The 24,004-nt window shown below is 68.4% G+C and carries 22 protein-coding genes and 1 tRNA gene; 16 read left to right on the forward strand and 7 right to left on the reverse strand.

The annotated features are described in order from the left end of the window. Position 1: 1 nt before the first annotated feature. The 3 genes from OVA06_RS10055 (at position 2) to OVA06_RS10065 (ending at position 1,966) form a co-directional block, all read left to right on the forward strand. Positions 2-73, forward strand: a tRNA-Val gene (locus OVA06_RS10055). A gap of 164 nt (positions 74-237) precedes the next feature. Beyond that, entirely contained in the window at positions 238-501 is a 264-nt protein-coding gene (locus OVA06_RS10060; protein WP_056084828.1) for an antitoxin, read from the forward strand. A 208-nt stretch (positions 502-709) separates the two neighbouring features. Continuing rightward, a complete protein-coding gene (locus tag OVA06_RS10065; RefSeq protein WP_268158014.1) occupies positions 710-1,966 on the forward strand; it encodes a benzoate/H(+) symporter BenE family transporter in 1,257 nt (418 codons plus the stop codon). Between the two features lie 51 nt (positions 1,967-2,017). Here the strand turns inward: OVA06_RS10065 and zapE are convergent, their stop codons facing one another. After that, the gene (gene zapE / locus OVA06_RS10070) at positions 2,018-3,055 is read right to left on the reverse strand and encodes a cell division protein ZapE (RefSeq protein ID WP_261620543.1); all 1,038 of its coding nucleotides are present in this window, start codon (positions 3,053-3,055) and stop codon (positions 2,018-2,020) included. Positions 3,056-3,284: 229 nt separating this feature from the next. Here zapE and OVA06_RS10075 point away from each other — a divergent pair, with 229 nt between their 5' ends. Genes OVA06_RS10075 through ybaK form a run of 3 tightly spaced genes read left to right on the forward strand, consistent with a single transcriptional unit; the run spans position 3,285 to position 5,237 of the window. Beyond that, the gene (locus OVA06_RS10075; RefSeq protein WP_056084633.1) at positions 3,285-4,208 is read left to right on the forward strand and encodes a sulfurtransferase; all 924 of its coding nucleotides are present in this window, start codon (positions 3,285-3,287) and stop codon (positions 4,206-4,208) included. Between the two features lie 27 nt (positions 4,209-4,235). Next, entirely contained in the window at positions 4,236-4,700 is a 465-nt protein-coding gene (locus OVA06_RS10080) for a SufE family protein (RefSeq protein ID WP_268158016.1), read from the forward strand. Between the two features lie 12 nt (positions 4,701-4,712). Beyond that, positions 4,713-5,237 (forward strand): Cys-tRNA(Pro) deacylase, encoded by a 525-nt coding sequence (gene ybaK, locus OVA06_RS10085; RefSeq protein WP_268158018.1) that lies wholly within the window; start codon positions 4,713-4,715, stop codon positions 5,235-5,237. On the opposite strand, the gene OVA06_RS10090 is transcribed toward ybaK, so the two are convergent. Continuing rightward, positions 5,238-6,515 carry an alpha/beta hydrolase family protein gene (locus OVA06_RS10090; RefSeq protein WP_268158020.1) on the reverse strand — a complete coding sequence of 426 codons (1,278 nt, stop codon included), beginning with the start codon at positions 6,513-6,515 and terminating at the stop codon, positions 5,238-5,240. Positions 6,516-6,652: 137 nt separating this feature from the next. Here OVA06_RS10090 and OVA06_RS10095 point away from each other — a divergent pair, with 137 nt between their 5' ends. The 9 genes from OVA06_RS10095 (at position 6,653) to OVA06_RS10135 (ending at position 16,904) form a co-directional block, all read left to right on the forward strand. Next, entirely contained in the window at positions 6,653-7,144 is a 492-nt protein-coding gene (locus OVA06_RS10095; RefSeq protein WP_261620537.1) for a hypothetical protein, read from the forward strand. A 14-nt stretch (positions 7,145-7,158) separates the two neighbouring features. After that, positions 7,159-7,695 carry a peptide-methionine (R)-S-oxide reductase MsrB gene (gene msrB, locus OVA06_RS10100; protein WP_268158024.1) on the forward strand — a complete coding sequence of 179 codons (537 nt, stop codon included), beginning with the start codon at positions 7,159-7,161 and terminating at the stop codon, positions 7,693-7,695. 236 nt (positions 7,696-7,931) lie between these two features. Next, on the forward strand, positions 7,932-9,296 hold the full coding sequence (locus OVA06_RS10105) for a DUF6421 family protein (protein ID WP_268158026.1): 1,365 nt from the start codon (positions 7,932-7,934) through the stop codon (positions 9,294-9,296). After that, complete coding sequence (locus tag OVA06_RS10110; protein WP_268158028.1) at positions 9,293-10,027, forward strand: SDR family oxidoreductase; 735 nt, start codon at positions 9,293-9,295, stop codon at positions 10,025-10,027. The genes OVA06_RS10105 and OVA06_RS10110 overlap by 4 nt, the downstream gene beginning before the upstream one ends. Before the next feature lie 74 nt (positions 10,028-10,101). Continuing rightward, positions 10,102-11,199 (forward strand): threonine aldolase family protein, encoded by a 1,098-nt coding sequence (locus tag OVA06_RS10115; protein ID WP_268158030.1) that lies wholly within the window; start codon positions 10,102-10,104, stop codon positions 11,197-11,199. Positions 11,200-11,254: 55 nt separating this feature from the next. After that, positions 11,255-11,905, forward strand: coding sequence for a DUF3000 domain-containing protein (locus OVA06_RS10120; protein WP_056084653.1), 651 nt, complete (start codon positions 11,255-11,257; stop codon positions 11,903-11,905). 70 nt (positions 11,906-11,975) lie between these two features. Beyond that, on the forward strand, positions 11,976-13,307 hold the full coding sequence (locus OVA06_RS10125; RefSeq protein ID WP_268158032.1) for an HRDC domain-containing protein: 1,332 nt from the start codon (positions 11,976-11,978) through the stop codon (positions 13,305-13,307). Between the two features lie 127 nt (positions 13,308-13,434). Then, positions 13,435-14,730 carry a thiolase family protein gene (locus OVA06_RS10130; RefSeq protein ID WP_268158034.1) on the forward strand — a complete coding sequence of 432 codons (1,296 nt, stop codon included), beginning with the start codon at positions 13,435-13,437 and terminating at the stop codon, positions 14,728-14,730. Then, positions 14,727-16,904, forward strand: a complete 2,178-nt coding sequence (locus tag OVA06_RS10135; RefSeq protein WP_268158037.1) for a 3-hydroxyacyl-CoA dehydrogenase NAD-binding domain-containing protein — start codon at positions 14,727-14,729, stop codon at positions 16,902-16,904. Before OVA06_RS10130 ends, OVA06_RS10135 begins: the two co-directional genes overlap by 4 nt. Positions 16,905-16,926: 22 nt before the next feature. Here OVA06_RS10135 and OVA06_RS10140 read toward each other — a convergent pair whose 3' ends face one another. The 3 genes from OVA06_RS10140 to OVA06_RS10150 are packed head-to-tail and all read right to left on the reverse strand — an operon-like array spanning position 16,927 to position 20,192. Continuing rightward, positions 16,927-18,591, reverse strand: coding sequence for an ABC transporter ATP-binding protein (locus tag OVA06_RS10140; RefSeq protein ID WP_268158039.1), 1,665 nt, complete (start codon positions 18,589-18,591; stop codon positions 16,927-16,929). A gap of 2 nt (positions 18,592-18,593) precedes the next feature. Beyond that, entirely contained in the window at positions 18,594-19,337 is a 744-nt protein-coding gene (locus OVA06_RS10145) for an energy-coupling factor transporter transmembrane component T (RefSeq protein ID WP_268158041.1), read from the reverse strand. Positions 19,338-19,349: 12 nt separating this feature from the next. Then, on the reverse strand, positions 19,350-20,192 hold the full coding sequence (locus OVA06_RS10150) for an ECF transporter S component (RefSeq protein ID WP_268158043.1): 843 nt from the start codon (positions 20,190-20,192) through the stop codon (positions 19,350-19,352). A gap of 245 nt (positions 20,193-20,437) precedes the next feature. Here OVA06_RS10150 and OVA06_RS10155 point away from each other — a divergent pair, with 245 nt between their 5' ends. After that, positions 20,438-21,862 carry a mycothione reductase gene (locus tag OVA06_RS10155; RefSeq protein WP_268158045.1) on the forward strand — a complete coding sequence of 475 codons (1,425 nt, stop codon included), beginning with the start codon at positions 20,438-20,440 and terminating at the stop codon, positions 21,860-21,862. A gap of 70 nt (positions 21,863-21,932) precedes the next feature. On the opposite strand, the gene OVA06_RS10160 is transcribed toward OVA06_RS10155, so the two are convergent. Then, the gene (locus tag OVA06_RS10160; protein WP_268158047.1) at positions 21,933-22,958 is read right to left on the reverse strand and encodes a nucleoside hydrolase; all 1,026 of its coding nucleotides are present in this window, start codon (positions 22,956-22,958) and stop codon (positions 21,933-21,935) included. 68 nt (positions 22,959-23,026) lie between these two features. Beyond that, a complete protein-coding gene (locus OVA06_RS10165; protein ID WP_261621128.1) occupies positions 23,027-24,004 on the reverse strand; it encodes an aldo/keto reductase in 978 nt (325 codons plus the stop codon).

The following is a 24,004-nucleotide window of genomic DNA, read 5'->3' on the forward strand; positions in this document are numbered from 1 at the left end:
CGGGCGATTGGCGCAGCGGTAGCGCGCTTCCCTGACACGGAAGAGGTCACTGGTTCGATCCCAGTATCGCCCACCCTCAAAGCAGCTCGTAAAGAGCTGCTTTTTTGTTGCCCTTTTAGGCCCCATCCGCTGCGGGCGAACGCCGAATCTTCCCAATGTCCTTGGAACTGCCCTCCCGCAGGTCTAGGATCGATTGCGCAAGGAGCGACCTGGCTCCGCGACCGAAGGGAGGTGCTCGTGGGACTGATTGACGATCTAAAGGGCAAGGCACAGGGTCTTATCCGCGGAAACGAGCAGACCATCAAGGACGGCATCACCAAAGCCGGCGATTTCGTCGACCAGAAGACCGGTGGCAAGTACACCGGCCACGTCGACAAGATCCAGGATGGCGCTTCCAAGCTCGTGGACAAGAATGGGACCCCTGGCGAGGCACCTGCCGCAGAGCAGGTCCCCCCGGTCAATCCCGTCAACCCGGCACCGCCGGCTGACCGGACTCCGTAAGGATCTCGGCCGGGGCATTGCCCCAGCACGTCAACGGGGCGCGGGTCCCGCCGGGAGGCGGCGCCCGCGCCTTTGGCGTTTAAATGCCCCGTGGCTGCCGGCCGCCGTGCTCTCACCGGTGATGGCCTGACCGGCTGACAGGTCGCCCAGTGGCGGCAGCACAGTCCGCAATTGCCACCCGAACCGCAACCACGGATAACCTGCCGGTATGGCGAAGTCTTCCGCACCCATCCGCCCCGGCCGGACGGCCAGGCCCTCCACCTTCGATTCCCGGCCCGTGGTTGCCGGTATTGTCACGGCCCTGGTGGGCTTTACGTCGTCCTTCGCGGTCGTCCTCGCCGGGCTCAAGGCGGCGGGGGCCAACCCGGCCCAGGCTGCCTCCGGACTGCTGGCTCTGACCCTGGCCGTCGGCGTCGGCGTCCTGCTGCTTGCATGGCGGTCCAAAGTACCGGTCACGCTTGCCTGGTCCACACCGGGCGCAGCGCTTCTGGCCACGTCCGGCACGCCCGACGGCGGCTGGCCGGCCGCCCTCGGAGCCTTCCTTGCCGCCGGCGTGCTGATAGCCCTGACCGGGCTGGTCCCTGCCCTCGGCCGGCTGATGGCGCGGATCCCCGCATCGCTCGCCCAGGCAATGCTGGCCGGCGTCCTGCTGCAGTTATGCCTTGCGCCGTTCACTGCACTGGGCACTGTTCCGCTCTTTGTGGCCCCGGTCATTGCCTGCTGGCTGCTCATGATGAAGTTCGCCCCGCGTTGGGCTGTGCCTGCGGCACTTGTGGTGGCGCTGGGAGTAATCACCTTCTCCCTGGCTGGCACCGGCAGTGCGTTCGGAACGGGCGGGGTGCTGCCGGAACTCGTGTGGACCACGCCGTCCTTCAGCCTGCAGGCCATGGCGGGCATTGCCCTGCCGTTGTTTGTGGTCACCATGGCCTCCCAGAACGTTCCGGGTGTGGCGGTGTTGCGGTCGTTCGGATTTGCGACACCATGGCGGGCATCGATGCTGGTGACCGGTGCCGGCACCGTCCTGGGCGCGCCGTTCGGCGGCCATGCCATCAACCTTGCCGCACTGAGCGCGGCACTTGCTGCCGGCGAGGAGGCCGGCAGCAACCGGAACAGGCGCTGGGTTGCAGGATTTACCTCCGGGCTGGCCTACCTGGTCCTGGCCGCATTCTCGGCAGCGCTGGTCACCCTGGTCAGCGCGGCACCGGCGGGCATGCTGGAAGCGGTGGCAGGGCTGGCGCTCCTGGGCACGCTGGCGGCGTCGGTCTCTTCGGCCCTGGCTGATGCCGAGGACCGCATCGCCCCGGCCGTCACGTTCCTGATGGCCGCTTCAGGGCTCGCGTTCGGCGGGATCGGATCGGCTTTTTGGGCGCTCCTTGCCGGCCTGCTGGTCAGGACGCTGCTGGTCCCCCGCCGGGAGCGGGAACTGCTGGAGGAAGGGCACGCAGGCGCGAAGGACAGCGCCTAGGAACTGCCGGTGAGGGGCACTGCGCGGGCCGTCGCCGCCCCGCCGAGCTGACTAGGACGGTTCGTGGTTCTGGCCTTCGCGGGCCAGTGCGGTAAGCCTGGACACCGCGCGGAAGTACTTCTTCATGTAGCCGCCGGCCATCATTTCCTCTGTGAAGAGCTTGTCGAACGGCACGCCGCTGGCAAGGATGGGGACGTCCTTGTCGTAGAGTCGGTCCGCAAGGACCACGAACCGCAGCGCCACGGCCTGCTCGGTGATGGTCTCCACGTTGCGCCACACCACACCGTCGATCCCGTCGATGAGTTGGCGGTACCGGCTGGGGTGCACTCCGGCGAGGTGGTGGATCAGGGTGCTGAACTCGTCCTGGGCCACCGTCTTGCCGTCGAACTCGGCCTTCATGTGGGATGACAGTTCACTGTTCTTCAGCGGGGCCGGGGCCGCCGGCAAGCCGCGGTGGCGGAAGTCTTCGCCGTCAATGCGGATGACGTCGAACTGGTCCGCCAGGACCTGGATCTCGCGCTGGAAATCCACAGCGGCAAAGCGGCCGTCACCCAGCGAGCCGGGCAGGGTGTTGGAGGTGGCAGCCAGCTTTACGCCGGCGTCGGCCAGTTCACGCATCAGCCGGGACATCAGGACTGTGTCGCCCGGGTCGTCGAGTTCGAATTCGTCGATGCACACCAGCTTGTAGCTGCTGAGTGCGTCAACTGTTTTGCGGAAAGACAGGGCGCCCACCAGGTTGGTGTACTCAACGAAGGTGCCGAAGGCCTTCGGTCCGGGGGCGGCGTGCCAGAGTGAAGCAAGGAGGTGGGTCTTGCCCACGCCGAATCCGCCGTCCAGGTAGATACCGGCACGCGAACTGTCCTTCTTGCCGAACAGTTTTTTGAAGAGCCCGCCGCCGTCAGACGGTGCCACGTTGCCGGCGAACCCCTCCAGGGCCTGGACGGCAGCAGCCTGGCTGGGCTGCTTCGGGTCCGGACGGTAGCTGGCGAAGGACACCTGGCCAAACCGCGGCGATGGATAGAAACCCTTAAGGAGTTCGTTCACCGACACTGCAGGAGTGCGCGCCGCAAGCTGTTCGATCTGTACCAAGGTGGTCCGTTCTGCTGGTAGGTGGTCCCCAGAAAGGATACCGGCTTCGCGGTCCCCGTCCGGGCGCAGCGTCGGCGGGACCACCAGGGGTGATGAAGCCAACATTTCGTCCTGTTAACGGAATACGGACAACGCATCTGCCGCTGGATAGTGTGGGGAAAGGTCCCCATGCAGGAGCCGTTTTCCGCACTGCGCGGCCCTCCCGTGTCCTCGATGAAAGGCCAACACCATGCCCTACCCCGTTGAACAGAATGAAAAGTTCGCCGCCTATGCCCACCCGGAGCGGCTGGTTTCCACCGAGTGGCTTGCCTCCGCCCTGGAGAGCGGCGCCGTTGCCAACGGTGAGCTGGTGGTCGTGGAATCGGACGAGGACGTGCTGCTGTACGAGACCGGCCACATCCCCGGCGCAGTGAAGATCGACTGGCACACCGATCTGAACGACGACGTCACCCGCGACTACGTTGACGGCGCAGCCTTCGCTGAGCTGGCCGCCTCGAAGGGCATCTCCCGCGACACCACCGTGGTGATCTACGGCGACAAGTCCAACTGGTGGGCCGCCTACGCCCTGTGGGTCTTCACCCTGTTCGGCCACCAGGACGTGCGCCTGCTCGACGGCGGCCGGGACAAGTGGATCGCCGAAGGCCGGGACCTGACCAGGGACAAGCCTGCGCCCGCCACGGGCGACTACCCCGTGGTGGAGCGCGACGACGCCCCCATCCGCGCCTTCAAGGACGACGTGCTGGCCCACCTGGGCAAGCCCCTGATCGACGTCCGCTCCGCCGAGGAGTACACCGGCCAGCGCACGCACATGCCGGCGTACCCGGAAGAGGGCGCACTGCGCGGCGGCCATATCCCCACTGCTGCCTCTGTGCCGTGGGCCCGCGCAGCGGCCGAAGACGGCACGTTCCGCAGCCGGGAAGAACTTGACGCCATTTACCTCGGCGAGGCCGGCCTTGCCGCGGGCGACGACGTGGTGGCCTACTGCCGCATCGGCGAGCGTTCCAGCCACACCTGGTTCGCACTGAAGTTCCTGCTGGGCTTCGAGTCCGTCCGTAACTATGACGGTTCCTGGACCGAGTGGGGCAACGCCGTCCGCGTTCCCATTGTCAAGGGCGCCGAGCGCGGCTCCTTCCCGGTCGCCGTTGGAGTCTGACGAAGGCTCCCGCGTAAACTTGCCCTGATGACTACTCAAGCCTTGCCTTCCGCCCTCGCGGCGATTGTGGACGACTTCCAGGCCCTGTCCGAGCCCGAGCGGCTGCAGCTGCTGCTCGAATTCTCGGAGGGGCTTCCGGAACTTCCCGAACGGCTCACCAACCATCCCGAACTCCTGGAGCAGGTAGTGGAGTGCCAGTCGCCGCTGTTCCTGACCATCGAAACGGAAAAGGACGGCACTGCCGGTTCTGGCACCGCCGTCCGGCTCTTTTTCAAAGCCCCCGCCGAAGCGCCCACCACGCGTGGCTTCGCCGGAGTGCTGCACGAAGGCCTGGACGGGCTCTCGGCGGCGGAAATCCTTGCGGTACCGGATGATATGCCCGAACTGCTGGGCCTCACGCGGGCCATCACCCCGCTCCGGATGAGGGGCATGACGGCGATGCTGGGCAGGATCAAGCGCAAGGTAGCTGCAGCGTCCGGCGCCAGCGCCTGACGCCACCACCACGTGGCACGCAAAAGCACTGGACAGGGAACCCCGGCCACGGCGGCACTTGCCGCCGCCGGGGTTCCCTTCGTGCTGCACCCCTATTCCCATGATCCGGCCGCGGACAGCTACGGAGCGGAGGCGGCCGCAGTCCTGGGGATCGATCCGGCACGGGTGTTCAAGACCCTGATGGTGGAGGTTGAAGGCAGGCTGGCCGTGGGCATCGTCCCCGTCAGCGGGACCCTGGACCTGAAGGCCTTCGCTGCAGCGATGGGGGCAAAGAAGGCCGCCATGGCAGATCCGGCCGCCGCGCAGCGCCGGACCGGCTACGTGCTGGGCGGTATCTCACCGCTTGGCCAACGGCTCCCCTCCCCCACAGTGCTCGATTCCTCCGCCCTGGAGCTGGACACCATGCTCGTGTCCGGCGGCCGGCGCGGCCTGGATATCGAACTCGCACCGCTGGACCTTGTCCGGCTGACCGACGCAGTCACCGCGCCGATCGGCAGCAACGCGTCGCTGCCTGGCCAGGCTTGCCAGCCAGGTTGATCAGCTCGGCTGCTCTCCCGGCCGGGTACCCGGGTTGAGGCGCGGCGCGAGCTGCTGCCGCAGCCACGCCTTCACCAGCCGCTCCCAGCGCTCGGGGTCCACGTTCCATTCCTTGGTGTGCCGTGCGTGGTTGAAGGCTTCGAAGGTCACCATTTCGGGGTTCCGCTCGGCCAGCAGCGCGGACGGCTTATAGGGCACGTACTCGTCATCGACGCTGTGCAGGATCAGGGTGGGGGTCCGGAGTTCGACGGCGCGTGAGACCCAGTCCATGGCCTTGAGGTCCACAGGCGCGGACAATCCCGTCAGCCTGCGCCCCAGCGGATGCCCCAGCATGAGCTGCCCGTACCGGCCCACCAGCGAGGGAATCCGGTTCAGCTGCGCATGGTGGGCGAGGACGTTGACCCAATCGATGACCGGCGCGTCAAGGACCATGGCCCGGATCAGGTGCCGGTACCGGGACAGGTCCGCTGCCTGCAGGCAGATGGCCCCGCCCATGGACCAGCCAAAGAGCACAATCTCCTCGGCACCGTTGTCCAGTGCATACCCGATGGCCGCCTCAATGTCCTGCCATTCCGTGGAACCCAGTCCGTACCGGCCGTCATCCGCCGACGGTGCCAGGCCGTCATTGCGGTAGGAGAGCAACAGGCTGGTCAGCCCCAGCTCCAGCGCCGGACCCACCGCGCGCAGCGCTTCCTGCCGGGTTGCACCGCGCCCGTGGACCATGAGAGCCCAGGTCCGGGCGGTCCCGCCGGCGCGGACCAGCCAGGCCGGCGCCTCGCCGCGTTCCACGGGGATGGCCACCTCTTCGGCTGAATCGCCGGCGGCGGCAGGGTCAGGGTAGAGTGCGCCGCTCCACCAGCCCCAGCGGGCGGCGGAGAGGTCTCCGGCATAGACCGCTTCGACTTCTCGCAGCACCGTCCGCTCCGCCGGCGAGTACGAGACGATGCGGCCTATCCTGGCGTGCCCCCTGCCGCCGTCGAAATAGAAGCCGTACCGGCCGTCCACCGTGGTGTCGTCCGTGGCGGCCAGGATCACCTGCTGCTTTTGCCCGTCGCGGATGACTGCGAGGACCTCCTGGTCCGACGTCCGCTGCCGTGCCGGCGTAATGACGCGGCGGGCGAAATACACGGCGAGCGCGGACGAACCCGCAGCCAGGAGCCCGGTCAGGGAACTTCCCGCGATGGCACCGGCAATAGCCCATCGGGTCCCCAGCGACATGCCCCCTGTTTCCGGGGTGTGGGCAGTGTGCTCCGGGCGCGTCCGCAAATAAGAAGCCATGCTCCTATTCTTACCGTCAGCTCAAGGATCACCGCATTCCGGCCCGGGCGGGTCCTGTGTGGAACGGCGCCTGTGCACCGTGGCAGGCCCGTGTACGGGTTGGTGCGGCGCCCCACCTACAGGGCTAGGCTAAGGCCATGAGTGAACCCATCGTCATCCTGACCGAAGAGCCACTGGGGGCGGACGACCGCCTGAACATCGAACGCCTGGTGGACGGAGCAGACTCCCGGCTGCTGGTCCTTGTTCCAGCCAATACCGAGCGGCACCTGCTGGTGGATTTCCTCGAACACCTCTCCCTGCTGGAAATTGCCGCGGCTTTCCGCGAACTCACCTCCCGCGCGCCGGACCCCGCAGAGGAACGCGCGCACGCCACGGAAACCCTGTCTGCCTCACTTGCCGCCCTGGAAGGACTGGGGGCCGGAGTCGACGGCGAGGTGGTGGACGGCGGTGCGGTCAACGGACTGGTGGCCAAGGTCAGGGACACCGGCGCCGCGCAGGCAGTGGTGATCACGCGGCCGCACGCGGTGTCCGATACCTTCCACACCGACTGGGCGAACAAGGCCCAGGACCAGCTCGGCATTCCCGTCCTGCACCTGTACGCAGGATCGGGATTTATCGGCGACTCCTAGGCGTTGACCACAGCATGAGTATCTTCGGAAACAACATTTTCGGAAACAAGGCCACCCACGCTGTCGCGGACCCGGCAGCCGATACCCACGGCACCGGAGGGCAGGACGGCGGGGACGTGGCCGCCGTGCAGAAGTCCGATGCGCAGTGGCGCGAAGAACTGACACCCGAGGAGTACCGCGTCCTCCGGCAGGCGGGTACCGAGCGCCCCTACACCGGCGAGTACTGGGACACGCACACTGCGGGCGTGTACCAGTGCCGGGCCTGCGGGACCGAACTGTTCACCAGCAATGAGAAGTTCGATTCGCACTGCGGCTGGCCGTCGTTCTGGGCCCCCCTGGCCGAGGGTACCGTCCGCTACATTCACGACCGGACCATGGGGATGGACCGCGTGGAGGTCCGCTGCGGCGCCTGCGATTCACACCTGGGCCACGTGTTCGACGGCGAGGGCTACGGTACTCCCACGGACCAGCGCTACTGCATCAACTCCGTTTCACTGCGACTCGTCCCGAAGGACGGGGCAGTGGCGGCGGACGGCACAACGGCAGGCTGATTCAGCTGCCGGTGCCGGCGGGCCGGGCGCGGCGGTCAGCCAGGCCTGGCCCGCCCGCCAGCCCGTTTAAGGGCGTGGCCAAAGCGACCATCCCCCAGCGCGGTGCAGGCTCAACGGGACGACCACGGCGCTGAGAAATAGTATTTCTTAGTCTCAACCGCTTTTCAGATTAGTTCTGCTTGTTGCTTGCTACGCTCCGAAGAGAGAAGCAAGCAACGCCCAGAAAGGCAGCGACGATGACTGAAACCCTCACCGCCGTCCCCCGGATTTCCGCGGACAACCAGGACTGGCTCCGGCTCCGGACCGCAGCGTCGGCCCTCCAGGCCCTGCAGGCCCCGGACGGCTCCGTGCCGGATGCGGCCAGCCACACCACGGCAGCACTGCACGTGGACACCATCGTGGACGCCGTCCGGGCCCTTGCTCCAGCCTTCCCGCACGATGCCACCTACCTGGACACCGTCTGCGCCGACTTCACGGCCTGGGTGGCCGGCGGATTCGCTGTTCCGGATTTCCTCTCTTCGCTGCTGTCCTTCCAGCCCCAGGAGCAGCGGCAGGACGGCCTCCAGCACTTGGTGATCTTCCCCATGTACACCCAGAACGGCAGCAGCAGCCGGCTGGTGGAGGCCGTCCTGATCGAGGTCATCTGGCCGGAGTTCATCGCCGGCCTGGAGGCGGGCGACTACTCCAACAGACTGTTTGTTCCCATCCGGTTCGTGGACTTCACCGCAGGCTACGACACCAACTCCGCAGTCCTCTTCCCGGAAACCGTGGCCGTCAGCACCACACCCACCTTCACCTGGGGCGCAATCTTTGCCGACCGCGAAGCTGCGCGCTTCCGGCGCGTGCTCAAAGCCGCCGCGGAAACCACCCGCCTGGAACTGCCCGAAGGCGCCGCTGAGCTGCTGGCCGACCAGGACCTGACCGAGGCCACGTTCGTCATGTGGGACCTGATCCACGACCGGACCCACATGCGCGGCGACCTGCCCTTCGATCCGTTCATGATCAAGCAGCGCATGCCCTTCTTCCTTTACTCACTGGAAGAACTCCGCTGCGACCTCACAGCCTTCCGGGAATCCGTGCGCATCGAAAAGGACGACGAGGCGGACCCCGAAGCCCGCCGGCACGCCAAACTGGTGCAGTATGCCGTGATCTTCGACAGGATCTTCCGCTTCGCCATCACCGGCAGCCGCGTCCGCAACTACGACGGCCTGGGCGGCCAGCTGCTGTTCGCCTGGCTGCACCAGCAGCACGTCCTGCACTGGACCGACACCCGACTCACCATTGACTGGGACGGCGTGCCGGACGCGGTAATCGCACTGGGTGCCCGCATTGACGATCTCTACTGGCGCTCCATCGACCGGCCCAAGACCGCCCACTGGCTGGCCGCCTACGAACTCATCTCCGGCACGGTCACGCCCAACCCCGCGTCCGTCTGGGCAAAGGGCCCGGACGCCCTCCCGCTGTCCGGTGCCCCGCGCGGCTTGACCGACCAGGTGTTGGACGATGAATTCCCGCTCTCCATGTTCTACGAGGCTTTGGAGAAGAAGATGCGCCCTGTCATCGAGTCCACCGCGGGCATCACCGGCAGTTCGGCGCTGTGAGCGGAACCTCCGGCTCGCTTCCGGCCCTCACCGTCCTCGTCACAGGCGGCAGCGGAGCCTCCGGGGTTGCGGTCGCGGGCGCCCTCCGCGCGGCCGGGCACCGGGTCATCACGGTGGGTTCCGATCAGCAGCGGATCGAGGCAGCAGCACAACAGGCGGGCGACGGCGTCACGCCCCTCACGTGCGACCTCGCCCGGCTCGACGACGTCAGGCAGCTCCGCGACGACGTCGCGCTCCAGGCCGGGGCCGTCGACGCCGTCATCCACCTGGTGGGCGGATGGCGGGGAGCGCAGGGAATCCCCGACCAGTCCGACGAGGACTGGGATTTCCTCGAGCGGGGTGCCGTCACGACGCTGCGCAACATCACGCGGGTGTTTTTTGACGATATCGCCGCCTCCCCGCACGGCAGGTTCGCCATGGTCTCCTCCACTGCCGTGGAAAGTCCGGCGGCCAGCGTGGCCAACTACGTGGCCGCCAAAGCTGCCGCCGAAGCGTGGACCATGGCCGTGGCGGACGGTTTCCGCCGCGCGGCCGCGGCCGGCGGCGGCGGGCAGGCGGCCGCCGTTGTCCTCGTGGTGAAGGCCCTCGTGGACGACGGGCTGCGCCGCAGCCACCCGGAGCGGACGTTCCCGGGAGCCACGGACGTGGCCGAACTCGCGGCAGCGGTGGTGGGGCTGTTCGACGCCCCGGCGGCCGAGCTGAACGGCACCCGGGTCCGGCTCGCTCCGTGACCCGTCAGGACCCCGCCGCACAGGGGCAGCCCGCCCCTGCAAGCCATACATAGACTGGGAATGTGAGCAAAGCCATGACAACCACAGCAGAGACCGGCGCGGCCCTTAGGCTGCACGACCCCAATGTGCGGGGCTTCGCCTCGGACAACTACTCCGGCGTCCACCCGGAGATCCTTGCGGCGCTTGCCGCCGCCAACGAAGGCCACCAGGTGTCCTACGGCGAGGACGACTACACCTCGCGGCTGCACGAGGTCATGGAGGAACACTTCGGGCCAGGCATCGAATGCTTCCCCGTGTTCAACGGAACCGGGGCGAACGTCCTCTCGCTGCAGTCCCTGCTCCCCCGCTGGGGGGCCGTGGTGTGCGCCTCCACAGCCCACATCAACATGGACGAAAACGGGGCACCGGAACGCATCGGCGGCATCAAGCTCCTGCAGGTCCCCACCCCGGACGGAAAGCTGACTCCGGAACTGATCGACAAGGAGGCGTGGGGCTGGGGTGACGAGCACCGCGCACAGCCGCTGGCCGTCTCGATCACCCAGACCACCGAACTGGGCACGTGCTACACCCCGGAGGAAGTGCGCGCCATAGCCGACCATGTCCACGCCAAGGGCATGAAGCTGCACATGGACGGTGCCCGGCTGGCGAACGCCGCAGCCCACCTGCAGGTGCCGCTGCGGGCCTTCACCCGGGACGCCGGCGTCGACATCCTCTCCTTCGGCGGCACCAAGAACGGCCTGCTGTTCGGCGAGGTGGTGGTGGCGCTGAACCCCGAAGCCGCCCACGGCCTGGTGTACCTGCGCAAGATGAACATGCAGCTGGCATCCAAAATGCGCTTCATGTCCGCCCAGTTCATTGCCCTGCTCGAAGGCGGCCTCTGGCTGCGTTCGGCCTCCCATGCCAACGCGATGGCTTCCAGGCTCCGCGCCGCCGTGGACACCATCGACGGCGTCCGGCCCACCCAGAAGACGGAGTCCAACGGAGTCTTTGCCGTGCTGCCCGAAGGAGTGGCGGACCGGCTCCGTGCATCCTTCCGGTTCTACGACTGGGACGAAGCCGCCAGGGAAGTGCGCTGGATGTGTTCGTTCGACACCACCGAAGAGGACGTGGATTCGTTCATCGCCGCCATCCGCCACGAACTGCGTGACTACGACGGCGGGCAGGCCGGCTGAGGCGCACGTGACGGCGAGCCTCCCCGGACAGCGCTGAAGGGTTGCGTAATCTGCCATGGTGAACGCACTTGACCAGGTTCCCCCGGATTTCCTCCACGCTCTGGGAACCCTCAGGAAAGCCCGGTGCCGCAAGGAACTCCACCTCGCGGAAATCCCCGCGCCGGCCCGCCTGGCACCCTTCGCCGTCGCCCTGGGCGCGGAAGTCATGGCCCAGGGCGCCGGGACCGCAGCACCTCCCCTGCACGGACCGGCGGCAATGGCCCTGGCGGCCGCCGGGACCGCGGAGGACAGCGACACGGAGCTCGCCACCGGGCGCTTCATCCTGCTGCACGACCCCGAAGGCTCTGCAGTGTGGGACGGGGAATTCAGGATCGTCACCTATATCCGTGCGGAGCTCGAACCGGACATGGGCAACGACGAGATGCTCGGTACGGTGGCCTGGACCTGGCTGGTGGAGGCCCTGGAAAACCACAACGCCCCCTACCGGGCCGCCGGCGGGACCGCCACCCGGGTCCTGTCCGAAAGCTTCGGGACCCTCTCCGAACGGCCCGGGACCATCGACATCGAACTGCGGGCGTCCTGGACACCCGCCACACCGGACGTCACGGCACACCTCGAAGCCTGGTCCGATATGGTGTGCACCTTCGCGGGCCTCCCGCCCCTGCCCGACGGCGTCACGCCCCTGCCGCAACGGCGCCGGAACTGACGCCCGTCCAGCCCTGCCGGGAGCCGGCCAGCGGACTGCCGGCGCGCAGGACCGGTAAACTGGGGGCATCATGACCCCTAACAACCCGGAAAACACCACGGCCGGCGCTCCGGCTGCTGATACCGCACCCCATATCACCGTGGAGGGCTTCGACAGCCCCATCCCCGAAATCATCGAACTCGACGCACCCCGTGAGGGCGTCCCCCTGGTCATTGAGACCCAGGCAGGGCTGGAACGCTCCGCAGCCGCCATCGCTGCAGGAACCGGACCGGCAGGAGTGGATGCAGAGCGAGCCTCCGGATTCCGCTACGGCCAGCGTGCCTTCCTCGTGCAGATCCGCCGCGAAGGCGCCGGCACCTGGCTGATCGATCCCGAGCCTTTTGATGACCTCGCCATTATTAACGATGCGCTCCGCGGCGTCGAGTGGATCCTGCACGCCGCAACCCAGGACCTTCCGTGCCTGTCGGAGCTGGGCATGTGGCCGGACAAGCTCTTCGACACAGAACTCGCCGCCCGGCTGGCAGGGCTTCCCCGCGTGGGCCTTGCCGCCGTCATCGAACAGCTGCTTGGCTTCGGCCTGGCCAAGGAACACTCCGCCGCCGACTGGTCCACCCGCCCCCTCCCGGAGCCGTGGCTGCGCTACGCAGCCCTGGACGTCGAGGTCCTCAGTGAGCTGCGGGAAGAGCTGGTGGAACTGCTCCAGGCCGACGGCAAGCTGGAATATGCCGAGCAGGAGTTTGCCGCGATCCTGTCAGCGGGCATCGCTGCGCCGCGGCTGGACCCGTGGCGGAAGACCTCCGGCCTGCACCAGATCAGGGACCGGCGCCAGCTGGCCGCCGTCAGGGAACTGTGGCTGGAACGCGACGCGCTGGCCCGTAAGCGCGACGTCGCACCCGGCCGGCTGATTCCGGACTCCGCACTGGTGTCCGCCGCCAAGGCCATGCCCGCCACCGTTCCCCAGCTCCTGGGGACCAAGGGCTTCCACGGCCGTGCGGCGCAGCGTGAGGCTCCGCGCTGGCTCCGTTGCATCGCCGCCGCCCGGGACCTGGACGACCTTCCCCCGCTGCACCTGGCAACCAACGCCCCGCCGCCGCCCAGGGTCTGGGCGGAACGCGACCCCGAGGCTGCCGCAAGGCTCGCCACGGCAAGGCCGCTGCTGCAGGAGCGCGCCGACCAGCTGAACCTCCCGGTGGAAAACCTGCTCACGCCCGACTACCTCCGCCGGGTTGCATGGCGCCCGCCGGCAGCGATCAGCGTAGAGTCGGTAGCCGCTGAGCTGCGCGGACTCGGTGCGCGCGAGTGGCAGGTGGAGCTCACCGCCCCGCTCATCACCCGCGCATTCCTGGACCCACAGCCGCTTCCGCCCAAAGAGCAAAAAGCCGCGGTCACCGCGGGCAGCTAGCCTTCCGGCGCCCTGTCACTCTGGCCTTGCAGCCTAAGTTACTCGCGAGTAACATCGGACGTACTGCCGCACACCCTGCCGTCCTTCGGCATGTGCGCGGCGCCTACGTCTCGATGAGGAGTTACACGTGAGCCACACCGGAAGCGGCGCCCCCCGGCGCACTGTCCGCGACGTCGTCTTTGTTGACGGCCTCCGCACGCCCTTCGGCCGGGCCGGTGAGAAGGGGATCCATGCCGGTACCCGCGCCGACGACCTGATCGTAAAGTGCATCCGCGAGCTGCTGCGCAGGAACCCCTCGCTGCCGCCGGAGCGGGTGGATGAGGTGGCCATTGCCGCCACCACCCAGACCGGCGACCAGGGCCTCACCCTGGGCAGGACCGCTGCGCTGCTGGCCGGACTGCCACGCACCGTCCCGGGCTTTGCCGTGGACCGCATGTGTGCCGGCGCCATGACCGCCGTGACGTCCACGGCCGGCGGCATCGGTTTCGGCGCGTACGACGTCGTCATCGCCGGCGGAGTGGAGCACATGGGCAACCACCCCATGGGCTCCGGCGCCGACCCGAACCCCCGCTTCATGTCCGAACGGCTGGTGGACCCCGCCGCCCTGAACATGGGCAACACCGCCGAGAACCTGCACGACCGCTTCCCCGCCATCACGAAGCAGCGCAGCGACGCCTACGCCGTCGCATCCCAGGACAAGCTGGCCGCAGCCTACCGCGAGGGCCGGATCCAGCCCGACCTGGTGCCGGTAGCCGGCCGGAAACCGGGCCAGGGATGGACCGTGCACAGCGTGGACGAACCGCCACGTCCCGGGACCACCATTTCCGACCTCGCCGGACTCCGCACTCCCTTCCGCGCGCACGGCCGCGTAACCGCCGGCAATTCCGCGGGCCTCAACGACGGCGCAACCGCCGCGGTCCTGGCCTCGGGTGAAGCGGCGGCTGAGCTTGGCCTCCCGGTGAAGATGCGGCTGGTCAGCTACGCCTACGCCGGCGTGGAGCCTGAAGTCATGGGCATCGGCCCGGTCCCGGCCACCGAGAAGGCACTGCAGAACGCGGACCTCACCATCGGCGACATCGGCCTCTTCGAGATCAACGAGGCGTTCGCCGTCCAGGTCCTGAGCTTCCTGGACCACTTCGGCATTGCCGACGACGACCCCCGGGTTAACCGCTACGGCGGCGCGATTGCCGTGGGCCACCCCCTCGCCTCCTCCGGCGTCCGGCTGATGACCCAACTGGCCCGCCAGTTCGAAGAGGACCCGTCAGTGCGCTACGGCATCACCGCCATGTGCGTGGGACTCGGGATGGGCGGGACCGTTATCTGGGAAAACCCGCACCACGCCGATTACAGTGGCGGCACCGGCACCGCAGGAACAGCAACCACCGCCCCGGCAGCAGTCCAGACCGAAGGAGCCACAGCATGAGCGCCGCAGATTTCACCGGATTCGCCAGCCTGTTCCCCAACGAAACCGTCACCCATTCCTACGTCCAGGACATTCCGCTTCCGGCTGCCCCGGGCGAGGAGAGCCCCGGAACGTTTGCCCTGGTCACGCTGGACAACGGCCTGGACCACGGCAAACCCACCACACTGGGTCCCAACACGCTCGTGGAACTCGGCACGGTGCTGGAAGGCCTGCGGGACCGTGCCGCCCGCGGTGAGATTACCGGCGTCGGGGTTACCGGCAAGCCCTACTACCTCGTGGCCGGAGCAGACCTCTCTGCGGTGAAATCGCTGGAAGAGCGCGAGCACGGACTCCACATGGCCCAACTGGGCCACGATGTGTATGCAACGCTGGCCAATTTGGGCGTTCCCAGCTTCGCGTTCATCAACGGCACCGCCCTTGGCGGCGGACTGGAAATCGCACTCCAGTCCACCTACCGCACCGTGTCCACGGGCGCCGGCGCCCTGGCCCTCCCCGAAGCCCTCCTGGGGCTGGTCCCGGGCTGGGGCGGCGTCTACCTGCTCCCCCGCCTGGTCGGGCCTGAAAACGCCGTCAAGGTGATGATCGAGAACCCGCTCAGCAACAACCGGACCCTCAGCGGCCCGCAGGCCTTCGACCTTGGCATCGCGGATGCCCTGTTCGAGCCCGCCGACTTCCTGGAGCAGTCCCTTGCCTGGGCCGCGAAAGTCATCTCCGGCGAGCTGGTCCCGGAACGCGCCAACGCCGTCGACCCTTCCCACCCGGACACCGCAGGCCGCTGGGCCGCCGCGGTGGCTGCGGGCCGGAAGTTCGTGGAGTCCAAGACGTCGAATGCGGCGCCCGCCCCGGGCAAGGTCCTGGACCTGATGGAAGCCAACCGCACCATGAACCAGTCAGAATCGGCAGCCGCCGAATGCGAGACACTGGCCGGGCTGATGCAGACTGATGAATTCCGCGCCACCGTCTACGCCTTCCTGGACCTCGTCCAGAAGCGGTCCAAGCGTCCCGCCGGCGCCCCCGACCGCAAACTCGCCCGCCCCGTCACCAAAGTCGGTGTGGTGGGAGCCGGCCTGATGGCCGGCCAGCTGGCGCTGCTGTTTGCCCGCCAGCTGAAGGTGCCGGTGGTACTGACCGACATTGACCAGGCCCGGGTGGACAAGGGCGTTGGCTACGTCCACGGCGAAGTGGACAAACTGCTGGCGAAGAAGCGGATCAGTGCGGACGCCGCCAACCGCACCAAGGCGCTGGTGTCCGGCTCGGTGTCCAAGGAGGCCTTCACGGATGCTGATTTCGTGATCGAGGCGGTCTTTGAGGAACTCAGCGTCAAGAAGCAGGTGTTCGCAGAGCTGGAGGCCGTCGTTTCGGCAGACTGCATCCTCGCCACCAACACGTCGTCGCTCTCGGTGACGGCCATGGCCGAGGACCTGCAGCACCCGGAACGGCTGGTAGGGTTCCACTTCTTCAATCCGGTGGCCGTGATGCCGCTGCTGGAGATCGTCCGCGCCCCGCGGACCGATGACGCCGTACTGGCCACCGCCTTCGAACTCGCAAAGACGTTGAAGAAGACCGGCGTCCTGGTCAAGGACGCCGCCGCCTTCGTGGTCAACCGGATCCTGCTGCGCCTGATGGGCGAGGTGACGGCCGCCTTCGATGAAGGAACACCGGCCGATGCGGCGGACAGCGCCCTGAAGCCGATGGGCCTGCCGATGTCCCCCTTCACGCTGCTGGCCATGGTGGGCCTGCCGGTGGCCCAGCACGTCCAGGAGTCGCTGAACGCTGCCTTCGGTGACCGGTTCCCGGTGTCCGCCAACCTCCACAAGCTGATCGACAACGGTGTGAAGGGCCTTTGGGAAACCGGGCCGGACGGGTCGGTGGCCATCCCGGACTCCACCCTGTCGCTGATGTCTTTCGGCACCAGCCCCTCCACCGCCGGCCAGGTGCTGCGGCGCACGCAGGACGCCCTGGCGGAAGAAATCGGACTCATGCTGGACGAAGGCGTGGTGGCAGGACCGGAAGACATCGATCTCTGCATGATCCTGGGCGCCGGGTGGCCCATGTTCCTCGGTGGCATCACGCCGTACCTCGACCGGGTGGGTGCCTCCGAACGGGTCAACGGCAAGCGGTTCCTCCCGCCCGGCGTGGCGTCGGGCGTGGCGTCGGGTCCGGCCGCCGGCTAGGCCTGCCGCGGCCGGCCGCCGCTCAGCGCTCCGTGAGCCGGCCGCCGTCGAGGGCCACCAGGCGGTGGGCCGCCGTCCGTGCATAGTCCAGGTCATGGGTGACCAGTACGACGGCGGCCCCCTCCGCGGCCGCGGAGCGGACGGCTGCGTCCAGCACGGCCAGGCCGTCGCCGTCCAGTGCCACGGTGGGCTCGTCAAGGGCGATGACCGATGGCTTCCGGGCCAGGACGGTGGCCAGTGCCAGCAGCCGCTGGCCGGACGCGGGCAGCTCAGCGGGGTGTCCGTGGGCGGCACCTTGAAGCCCGACCGCCGCCAGCGCGGCCGCAGCCCGTTCGCCTGCTGCGGCAGCGCCGGCCAGGCGGTCCAGGCCGAAGCGGACCTCACGCAGGAGCGTCCGTTCGAACAACTGGTCGCGGGGATGCTGGAAGAGCAGGCCCACCGCGGCGGCAGTCTCCCCCGCCGCACGTCCCGCGATGTCGCTGCTGTTCACCAGCACGGAGCCGGTTGTCGGCCGCAGCAGCCCGTTCAGGTGCCGCAGGAGGGTCGACTTGCCCGCACCGTTGGGCCCCGTGACGGCAACAATCTCCCCCGGACGCACCGCCAGGTTGATGCCCGCCAGGACCAGGGGCTGCCGGGGTGGCGGGGCGGCGTTCCTGCTGCGGGCCGGCCAGCGGCCTTTGTTGCGGGGCCGTCTGGCGTCCGGACCATAGCTGAAGGAGACGTCACGCAGCTCCAACGCCGCGCCGGCTCCGGCTTTCTCCCTCGGCGCCACTGGAACCGCGGCGGTGCCTGCTGCGGCTGGAACCTCCGCATTGCCTGTGGAGCCTGGGGCCGTTCGCGCGGTTGGCAGGGCGCCCCGGTCGGCCCCCGCGGCGCCACCCACCCGCCGGATTCCCGCAGGAACCAGGCCGGTATCCGGGCCGAGGCTGGCAGGATCGCCGGCGGCCGCCACGGTCCCGGCAGCGAGCACCAGCCACTGGTCCGCTGCCAGCAGGAGCCCGTCGATCACCTGGCTCAGGATCACGACGGCGGTTCCAGACGCCACGAGGTGCCGCACCAGGGCCGCCAGTTCATGAGCCCCTGCCGCGTCCAGGGAGGCGAACGGCTCGTCCATGACCAGCACGGCAGGCCCGCTGATGACGGCGCAGCCAATGGCCAGGCGCCGCAGCTGCCCGCCGGAGAGCCGGGCAGGGTTCCTGTCGAGCAGCCCGGTGAGCCCCAGGAGGCCTGCGGTGCGTGCCACAGCGGCAACCATGTCGGGGCGGGGTACTCCTGCGTTCTCCAGCCCGAAAGCCAGTTCCTCGGCGACCGTCGCACTGACAGTGGAAAGGGCCGCTGCCGCGTCCTGGGGAACGAAGCCCACCTGCCGGCCCCACTTGGCGGGGTCGATGCGGGGTTCCACCCGGTGCTGGCCGTAAGCGTCGGCGTCTGCCCGTCCGCTCCCGAAGTCCAGCCGCGTGCCTCCCAGCTCCAGGTAGCCGTGCAGGGTGCCGCCGCTTCCTGGCGTCAGCCAGCCTGCCAGCAACCGTCCCAGGGTGGTTTTTCCGCTGCCTGACGCGCCCAGTACCGCGGTCAGGGTGCCCGGCGCGGCAGCGAACCCGATCCTCTCCAGGACGGGGCCGCCGCCGTCGTGGAATGTGAAGCTCTGGATGCCGGCCTCCAGGACCGGACCTGTTGAGAGGGGCACGCCTAGCCTCCCGCTGCTGAGGTCAACAGCCGCAGGACGACGGCGGCAGCCGCAGCGAGCAGCAACACAGCGCGCAGGAGGCGCTGGGCGGTGGAGTCCGGGACGGTGCGGTAGCTGGTCCGGGGTCCGCTGCTGCTGAAACCACGTGCTTCCAGTGCAGCGGCGCGGGTACCGGCATCATCCACCAGCGCCAGGACCAGCGGTACAGCCTGCAGGCGGAATGCGGCCGCCCGGTGGACCAGCCCCCTGCGGATCACGAGCCCGCGGGCTTCCTGGGCGGTGCGGATACGCTCCGCCTGCGCTGCGATGGCCGGCAGCAGGGTGAGCGTGGAGGCCAGCACGAAGGCGAACCGTCCGCTGACTCCCTTGGCATTCATGGCGGCTACCAGGTCAGGGACGCTGACGCTGAAGGAGAAGGCCAGCAGCGCCAGCACGGCGGCGCATACCTGCACGCCCCGCTGCAGGGCGAAACCGAGTCCTTCGGCCGTGACCCGGGCAGGGCCCCACTCGGCCAGGACAGTGCGGCCCTCGGGATACGCCAGCCCGTGCACCATCAGGAGGGACAGGGTCAGCGGCACCAGCACTGCCGCAGCCGCCGGAAGCAGCCGGCGGGCCGTGCCGCCCGCGGCGGACACGGCGAGGGCACCCGCAACGACGGCGAGGGACAGCGGCCAACTGCCCGCCGCCGTCGTGATCACGGCTGTGCTGCCGGCCGCGGCGAGGCCGGTCAGCGGGTGGAGGCGCATGGGAAACGGGATTCAGGACGCGGGCGTCGAATCCTGCCCTGCACCCTGTCCCGGAGTCTTTCCGGCCAGGACGCGGTGCCGGCGCACAAACGGGAACTGGAACCTGGTCCGGCGCGGCAGCGCATACACCAGGACGGCAACCACGGTGAAGACGATGGCCTTGTCCATGGGGTCGGAAATGAGTGCCTGCTTGGTGATGGCGGCCAGCAGGGTGTCGCCCATCGACCTGAAGGCGCTGACGATGGCACCGGTTGCCACCCCCGAGGTGCCGCCGAAGACGAAGGCGGCCACAGGTGCTGAGACGACGCCGCCGATGATGCCGGTGGCGAAGCCGGCAACGGGTGCCAGGTAGAAACGGCGGAACAGGCCGTACCGTGCAGCAAGGCCGGCGAGGCAGCCGATCAGCGCAGCGCCGGCGGCGAAAGGCAGGACCGTGGGATTGAAGAAGGACCAGACGATGCTGCTGAGTGCCCCGGTGGCCGCACCCGCGGCGGGACCGGCCAGCACTGCGATCAGGACCGTACCGATCGCGTCCAGGTAGAAAGGCACCAGCGTGCTGCCGACGAACTGGCCCAGCACGATGTTCAGGACCAGGGCCACGGGAATCAGCACGACGGTGGACGCCGGCAGGCTGGGCAGCACGGCAATGATCAGCAGGATGGCACCCACCAGGAAACCGGAAAGGGCAATCAGCGCCGAAGCGCTGCCGGGGCCGCCGGTAATGTCGGCGGGCTGGTTGAGGACCAGGAAGACGTAGGTGCCGGCAATTGCCAGGGCACCGAGGATTTCCAGTAGCCGGCGCCGGCGGGCAGCGGCGGGCGCCGGGGACGGCAGCGTCAGGGAGGGCGATGACATGTTGGTTCCTTTGGGGTGCGGCACGGACGGCACGGAAGAACCGGGCCGTGCGGAACGCCGCCTATGTCACCTCGGCGGCAGGCGCCGGAATGAACCGGCAGACGGGAACAGTCTACCGGCGCTGCAGGGTGCCGGCCGGTGTCCTCCCTTAGACTGCCGGAAGGGGCACCGGCAGTTGGGCTGCCGGCCCGCCCGAAGAACACCGGCCCTCCCTGGCAGGGGGTCCTCCACTGAAAGTCGGCCGCATGCCTCACTACGAACTCGCCATCATTGGATCCGGATCAGGGAACTCTCTGATCACCCCCTACTGGGACGGCAAACGGGTGGCCCTGATAGACGGCGGTGTGTTCGGCGGAACCTGCCTGAATGTGGGCTGCATCCCCACCAAGATGTTCGTCTATCCTGCGGGGCTTGCCGCCGCACCGGCGGAGGCACGTCGGCTGGGCGTGGACCTGAGCATGGACAAGGTGCACTGGAACGGCATCCGGGACCGGATCTTTGGCCGGATTGACGCCATTTCCGCATCGGGCCGCCGGTACCGGGCAGACGAGCTGGACAACGTTGACCTGTACGAGGAGCACGCGCGCTTCACCGGTCCGCGGTCTTTGCGGACGGAGTCCGGGGTGGAGATCACGGCGGACCAGGTAGTGGTTGCCGCGGGTTCGCGGCCGGTGGTGCCGGACGTTGACGGCATGGACCTGCCCCAGGTGCACACCTCGGACACGGTGATGCGGGTGGACGGGCTGCCCCGGCGGGTGGTGGTGGTCGGCGGCGGATACATCGCCGCAGAGTTCGCCAGCATTTTTGCCGGCCTTGGCTCCGACGTGACGCAGGTGAACCGGTCCGGGCGACTGCTCCGCGGCCACGATACGGACATCGCGGAACGTTTCGCAGCCGCTGCCGCCGAACGCTGGACGCTCAGGACCGGTTTTGCGCTCGACTCCGTGGAAGACAACGGTGATAGCAGCGTCACCGCCGTCTTCGCGGGCCGCGGCGGCGAGCAGCTGCGGGTGCCGGCTGACCTCGTGCTGATGGCCACGGGCCGGGTTCCCAACACCGACAGGCTGGCCGCCGGGGCTGCGGGCTTTGACCTGCGCGAGGACGGGATACTCGCCGTGGACTCCAGGCTCCGGGTCCTCTCCGGAGGCGAACCCCTGCCGGGGGTGTACGCACTGGGTGACGCCGCCAACCCGTACCAGCTCAAGCACGTGGCCAACCGGGAAGCCCGGGTGGTGGCCCACAATCTTGAGCACCCGGACAGGCTCCGCAGCATCGACTACACCGCCGTCCCCTCTGCCGTGTTTTCCAATCCGCAGATCGCTTCGGTGGGACTGACGGAAGAGGAGGCACGGTCCGGCGCTGCGTCCGGATCCGAGGTTGTCACCGCCCTGCAGGAGTATGGCAGTACCGCGTACGGCTGGGCCATGGAGGACCAGGAGGGGGTGGTGAAGCTCATCGCGGAGCGCTCCACGGGACGGCTGCTGGGGGCCCACATTTTGGGCCACGAAGCGTCCAACCTGATCCAGCCGCTGGTGCAGGCCATGTACCAGGGAACGCCCGTGCACGTACTGGCCCGCGGCCCGTACTGGATCCACCCGGCGCTGATGGAAGTGGTGGAGAACGCGTTGCTGGCCTTGGACACCGATGTACCGGCGGACGCCCCGCTCTAGGCTGTCCCCGTCACCTGGAAGTCTGTGCCGCCCGGAATGCCATCAGCCGGGTCCGCGTTATCGGGCGGTGTCAGCCCAACCGGGCGGCCAGGTTCCCCACGGCTGTGATGAGTTCCCGGAACGCCTGCTCCGGGTTGTTGGCCGAGACGATCCGGGCGTTCGGTGCGCTCCCCCACAGTCCCCGGTAGTCCGCCACAGTTGTTCCCATCAGCAGTGGCGAGTCCGCCTCGACGTCGATGGTTGCCGGCCGCGCACTGTACTCGAGCGTGCCCGCGGCAACGCCTGCGGCAAAGAAGTCGTGGACGTGCGCAAGGTAGCCCTGTTCGTACAGCCGGTGGAACTCGAAGTAGAACCGCAGCGCGTCCGAGAGGTGCCGGATGACGCGGTTGTCAGAGGTGCTGCGCCGGCCCTCAGCCTGCTCCGGGAGCACAAGCTCGGGAACGGAGGCACCGGCAGCCTCAGCAAGCTGCCGGACATGTTCAGGCCGCATCTCCATCCGCTCGGTGGTGTCCAGCGAACAGACCACCGGCAGCTTCGCGGCGGGCCTGCCGCGGTAGGCGGCGTACACCTCCTTCGCGGCATGGGGATCCACGTGGGTGTTCCACTCTGCGGTGGGCGTGGTGTTCCCCTGGTAATAGAAACTTCCGCCCATGATCACGACGCCGGCCAGCAGCTCGGGCAGGTCCGGCTCCTTGCGGAGGGCCAGGGCAAAGTTGGTCAGCGGCGCAGTGATGAGCGCGGTGAGTTCGCCCGGCCGCGCGCGGGCATGGTCGATCCAGAGGTCGACGGCGTTCCGCGCCGAGACCTGCCCGTCCGGTTCGGGCAGTACGGCGTAGCCGATCCCCTGCGGACCGTGCGTTTCCGGGGTGGTGACCAACGGGACGGACAGCGGTACCCGTGCCCCGATAGCCACCTCAACCCCGGGGCGTCCGCACAGCTCCAGCAGCGCCAGGGTATTCCGTGCCACCTGGTCCGCGTCCACGTTTCCGGGGGTTGCCGTGACGGACACGAATTCCGTGTCCGGCAGGGCGGCCAGGTAGGCAAGAGCCAGGGCGTCGTCGATGCCGGTGTCGACGTCCAGCAGGAATGCGGTCATGGTTTCGGGTCCGGTTGCGGGGTTCGGGCGTTGAGGTTCAGCTGCCGGGGGTGCCGGTTGTCCGGCCCCTAGAAGAGGGCTACCTTGGGCACGGCCGGGAAGATGGTGTCCAATTCCGCGAGGTCGTCCGCCGAGGGCTGCCAGTGGGCCGCAGCCGCGTTCTGCCGGACCTGCTCCGGTTTCGTGGCGCCGGCGATGACGCTGGCCACGGACGGCTGGGCCGCGAGCCAGGAGAAGGCGACCTCCACTTCGCCCAGGCCGCGTTCCTTGGCGAACAGGCTGAACTTGCCCAGCTGGTCCCAGTCGGCGTCGTCCACCATGTTGGTGCGTGTGTGGCTGAGCCGCGAACCGTCCGGCGCGTGGCCCGGCGCGTATTTGCCGGTCAGCAGGCCGTTGGCCAGCGGGAAGTACGGGAGGACGCCCAGGCCGAATTCCCCGGCAGCGGGGGTGACCTCCAGTTCCGCCCGGCGGTCCAGCAGGTTGTAGTGGTTTTGGGTGGAGATGAAGCGGGCCCCGCCGAGTTCGCGCGCCACGTACTCGGCCTGGGCGATCTGCCAGCCGGCGCGGTTCGAATGGCCGATGTATCGGACCTTCCCGCTGCGGACAAGGTCGTCCAAGGCCGAGAGGGTCTCGTCAATGGGCGTCTGAGGATCCGGGGTGTGGAACTGGTAGAGGTCGATCCAGTCGGTGCCAAGGCGCCGCAGGGACGCTTCGACGGACTGGATGATGTACCGGCGGGAACCGCGCGCGCCGAAGTCCGGACCATTGACGCCCTTGGCATCCATTCCGAACTTCGTGGCCACCACAACATCGTCCCGGCGGCTGCCGAGCGCCTTGCCCAGCATGGTTTCGCTGAGTCCGGGCTCCCGGCCGTAGTTGTCCGCCACGTCGAACAGCGTGATGCCGGCATCCAGTGCCGCGGAAACGACGGCGTCGGTGCCTTCCTGGGATTCGGTAACGGTGTTGGCGCGGCCCAGGTTATTGCATCCGAGGCCTACCGTGGAGACGGTCAGGCCCGATTTTCCGACGCGGCGGTACGTTGTCAC

This window comes from Pseudarthrobacter sp. SL88 (genome assembly GCF_026672455.1).
Taxonomy (GTDB): domain Bacteria; phylum Actinomycetota; class Actinomycetes; order Actinomycetales; family Micrococcaceae; genus Arthrobacter.

Excerpts from the sequence above, each read along its gene's own strand:
- OVA06_RS10065 (WP_268158014.1), top strand. The coding sequence starts at position 710 with ATGGCGAAGTCTTCCGCACCCATCCGCCCCGGCCGGACGGCCAGGCCC.
- OVA06_RS10075 (WP_056084633.1), top strand. The coding sequence starts at position 3,285 with ATGCCCTACCCCGTTGAACAGAATGAAAAGTTCGCCGCCTATGCCCAC.
- OVA06_RS10080 (WP_268158016.1), top strand. The coding sequence starts at position 4,236 with ATGACTACTCAAGCCTTGCCTTCCGCCCTCGCGGCGATTGTGGACGAC.
- OVA06_RS10090 (WP_268158020.1), bottom strand. The coding sequence starts at position 6,515 with ATGGCTTCTTATTTGCGGACGCGCCCGGAGCACACTGCCCACACCCCG.
- OVA06_RS10095 (WP_261620537.1), top strand. The coding sequence starts at position 6,653 with ATGAGTGAACCCATCGTCATCCTGACCGAAGAGCCACTGGGGGCGGAC.
- msrB (WP_268158024.1), top strand. The coding sequence starts at position 7,159 with ATGAGTATCTTCGGAAACAACATTTTCGGAAACAAGGCCACCCACGCT.
- OVA06_RS10105 (WP_268158026.1), top strand. The coding sequence starts at position 7,932 with ATGACTGAAACCCTCACCGCCGTCCCCCGGATTTCCGCGGACAACCAG.
- OVA06_RS10115 (WP_268158030.1), top strand. The coding sequence starts at position 10,102 with ATGACAACCACAGCAGAGACCGGCGCGGCCCTTAGGCTGCACGACCCC.
- OVA06_RS10120 (WP_056084653.1), top strand. The coding sequence starts at position 11,255 with ATGGTGAACGCACTTGACCAGGTTCCCCCGGATTTCCTCCACGCTCTG.
- OVA06_RS10125 (WP_268158032.1), top strand. The coding sequence starts at position 11,976 with ATGACCCCTAACAACCCGGAAAACACCACGGCCGGCGCTCCGGCTGCT.
- OVA06_RS10135 (WP_268158037.1), top strand. The coding sequence starts at position 14,727 with ATGAGCGCCGCAGATTTCACCGGATTCGCCAGCCTGTTCCCCAACGAA.
- OVA06_RS10145 (WP_268158041.1), bottom strand. The coding sequence starts at position 19,337 with ATGCGCCTCCACCCGCTGACCGGCCTCGCCGCGGCCGGCAGCACAGCC.
- OVA06_RS10150 (WP_268158043.1), bottom strand. The coding sequence starts at position 20,192 with ATGTCATCGCCCTCCCTGACGCTGCCGTCCCCGGCGCCCGCCGCTGCC.
- OVA06_RS10155 (WP_268158045.1), top strand. The coding sequence starts at position 20,438 with ATGCCTCACTACGAACTCGCCATCATTGGATCCGGATCAGGGAACTCT.
- OVA06_RS10160 (WP_268158047.1), bottom strand. The coding sequence starts at position 22,958 with ATGACCGCATTCCTGCTGGACGTCGACACCGGCATCGACGACGCCCTG.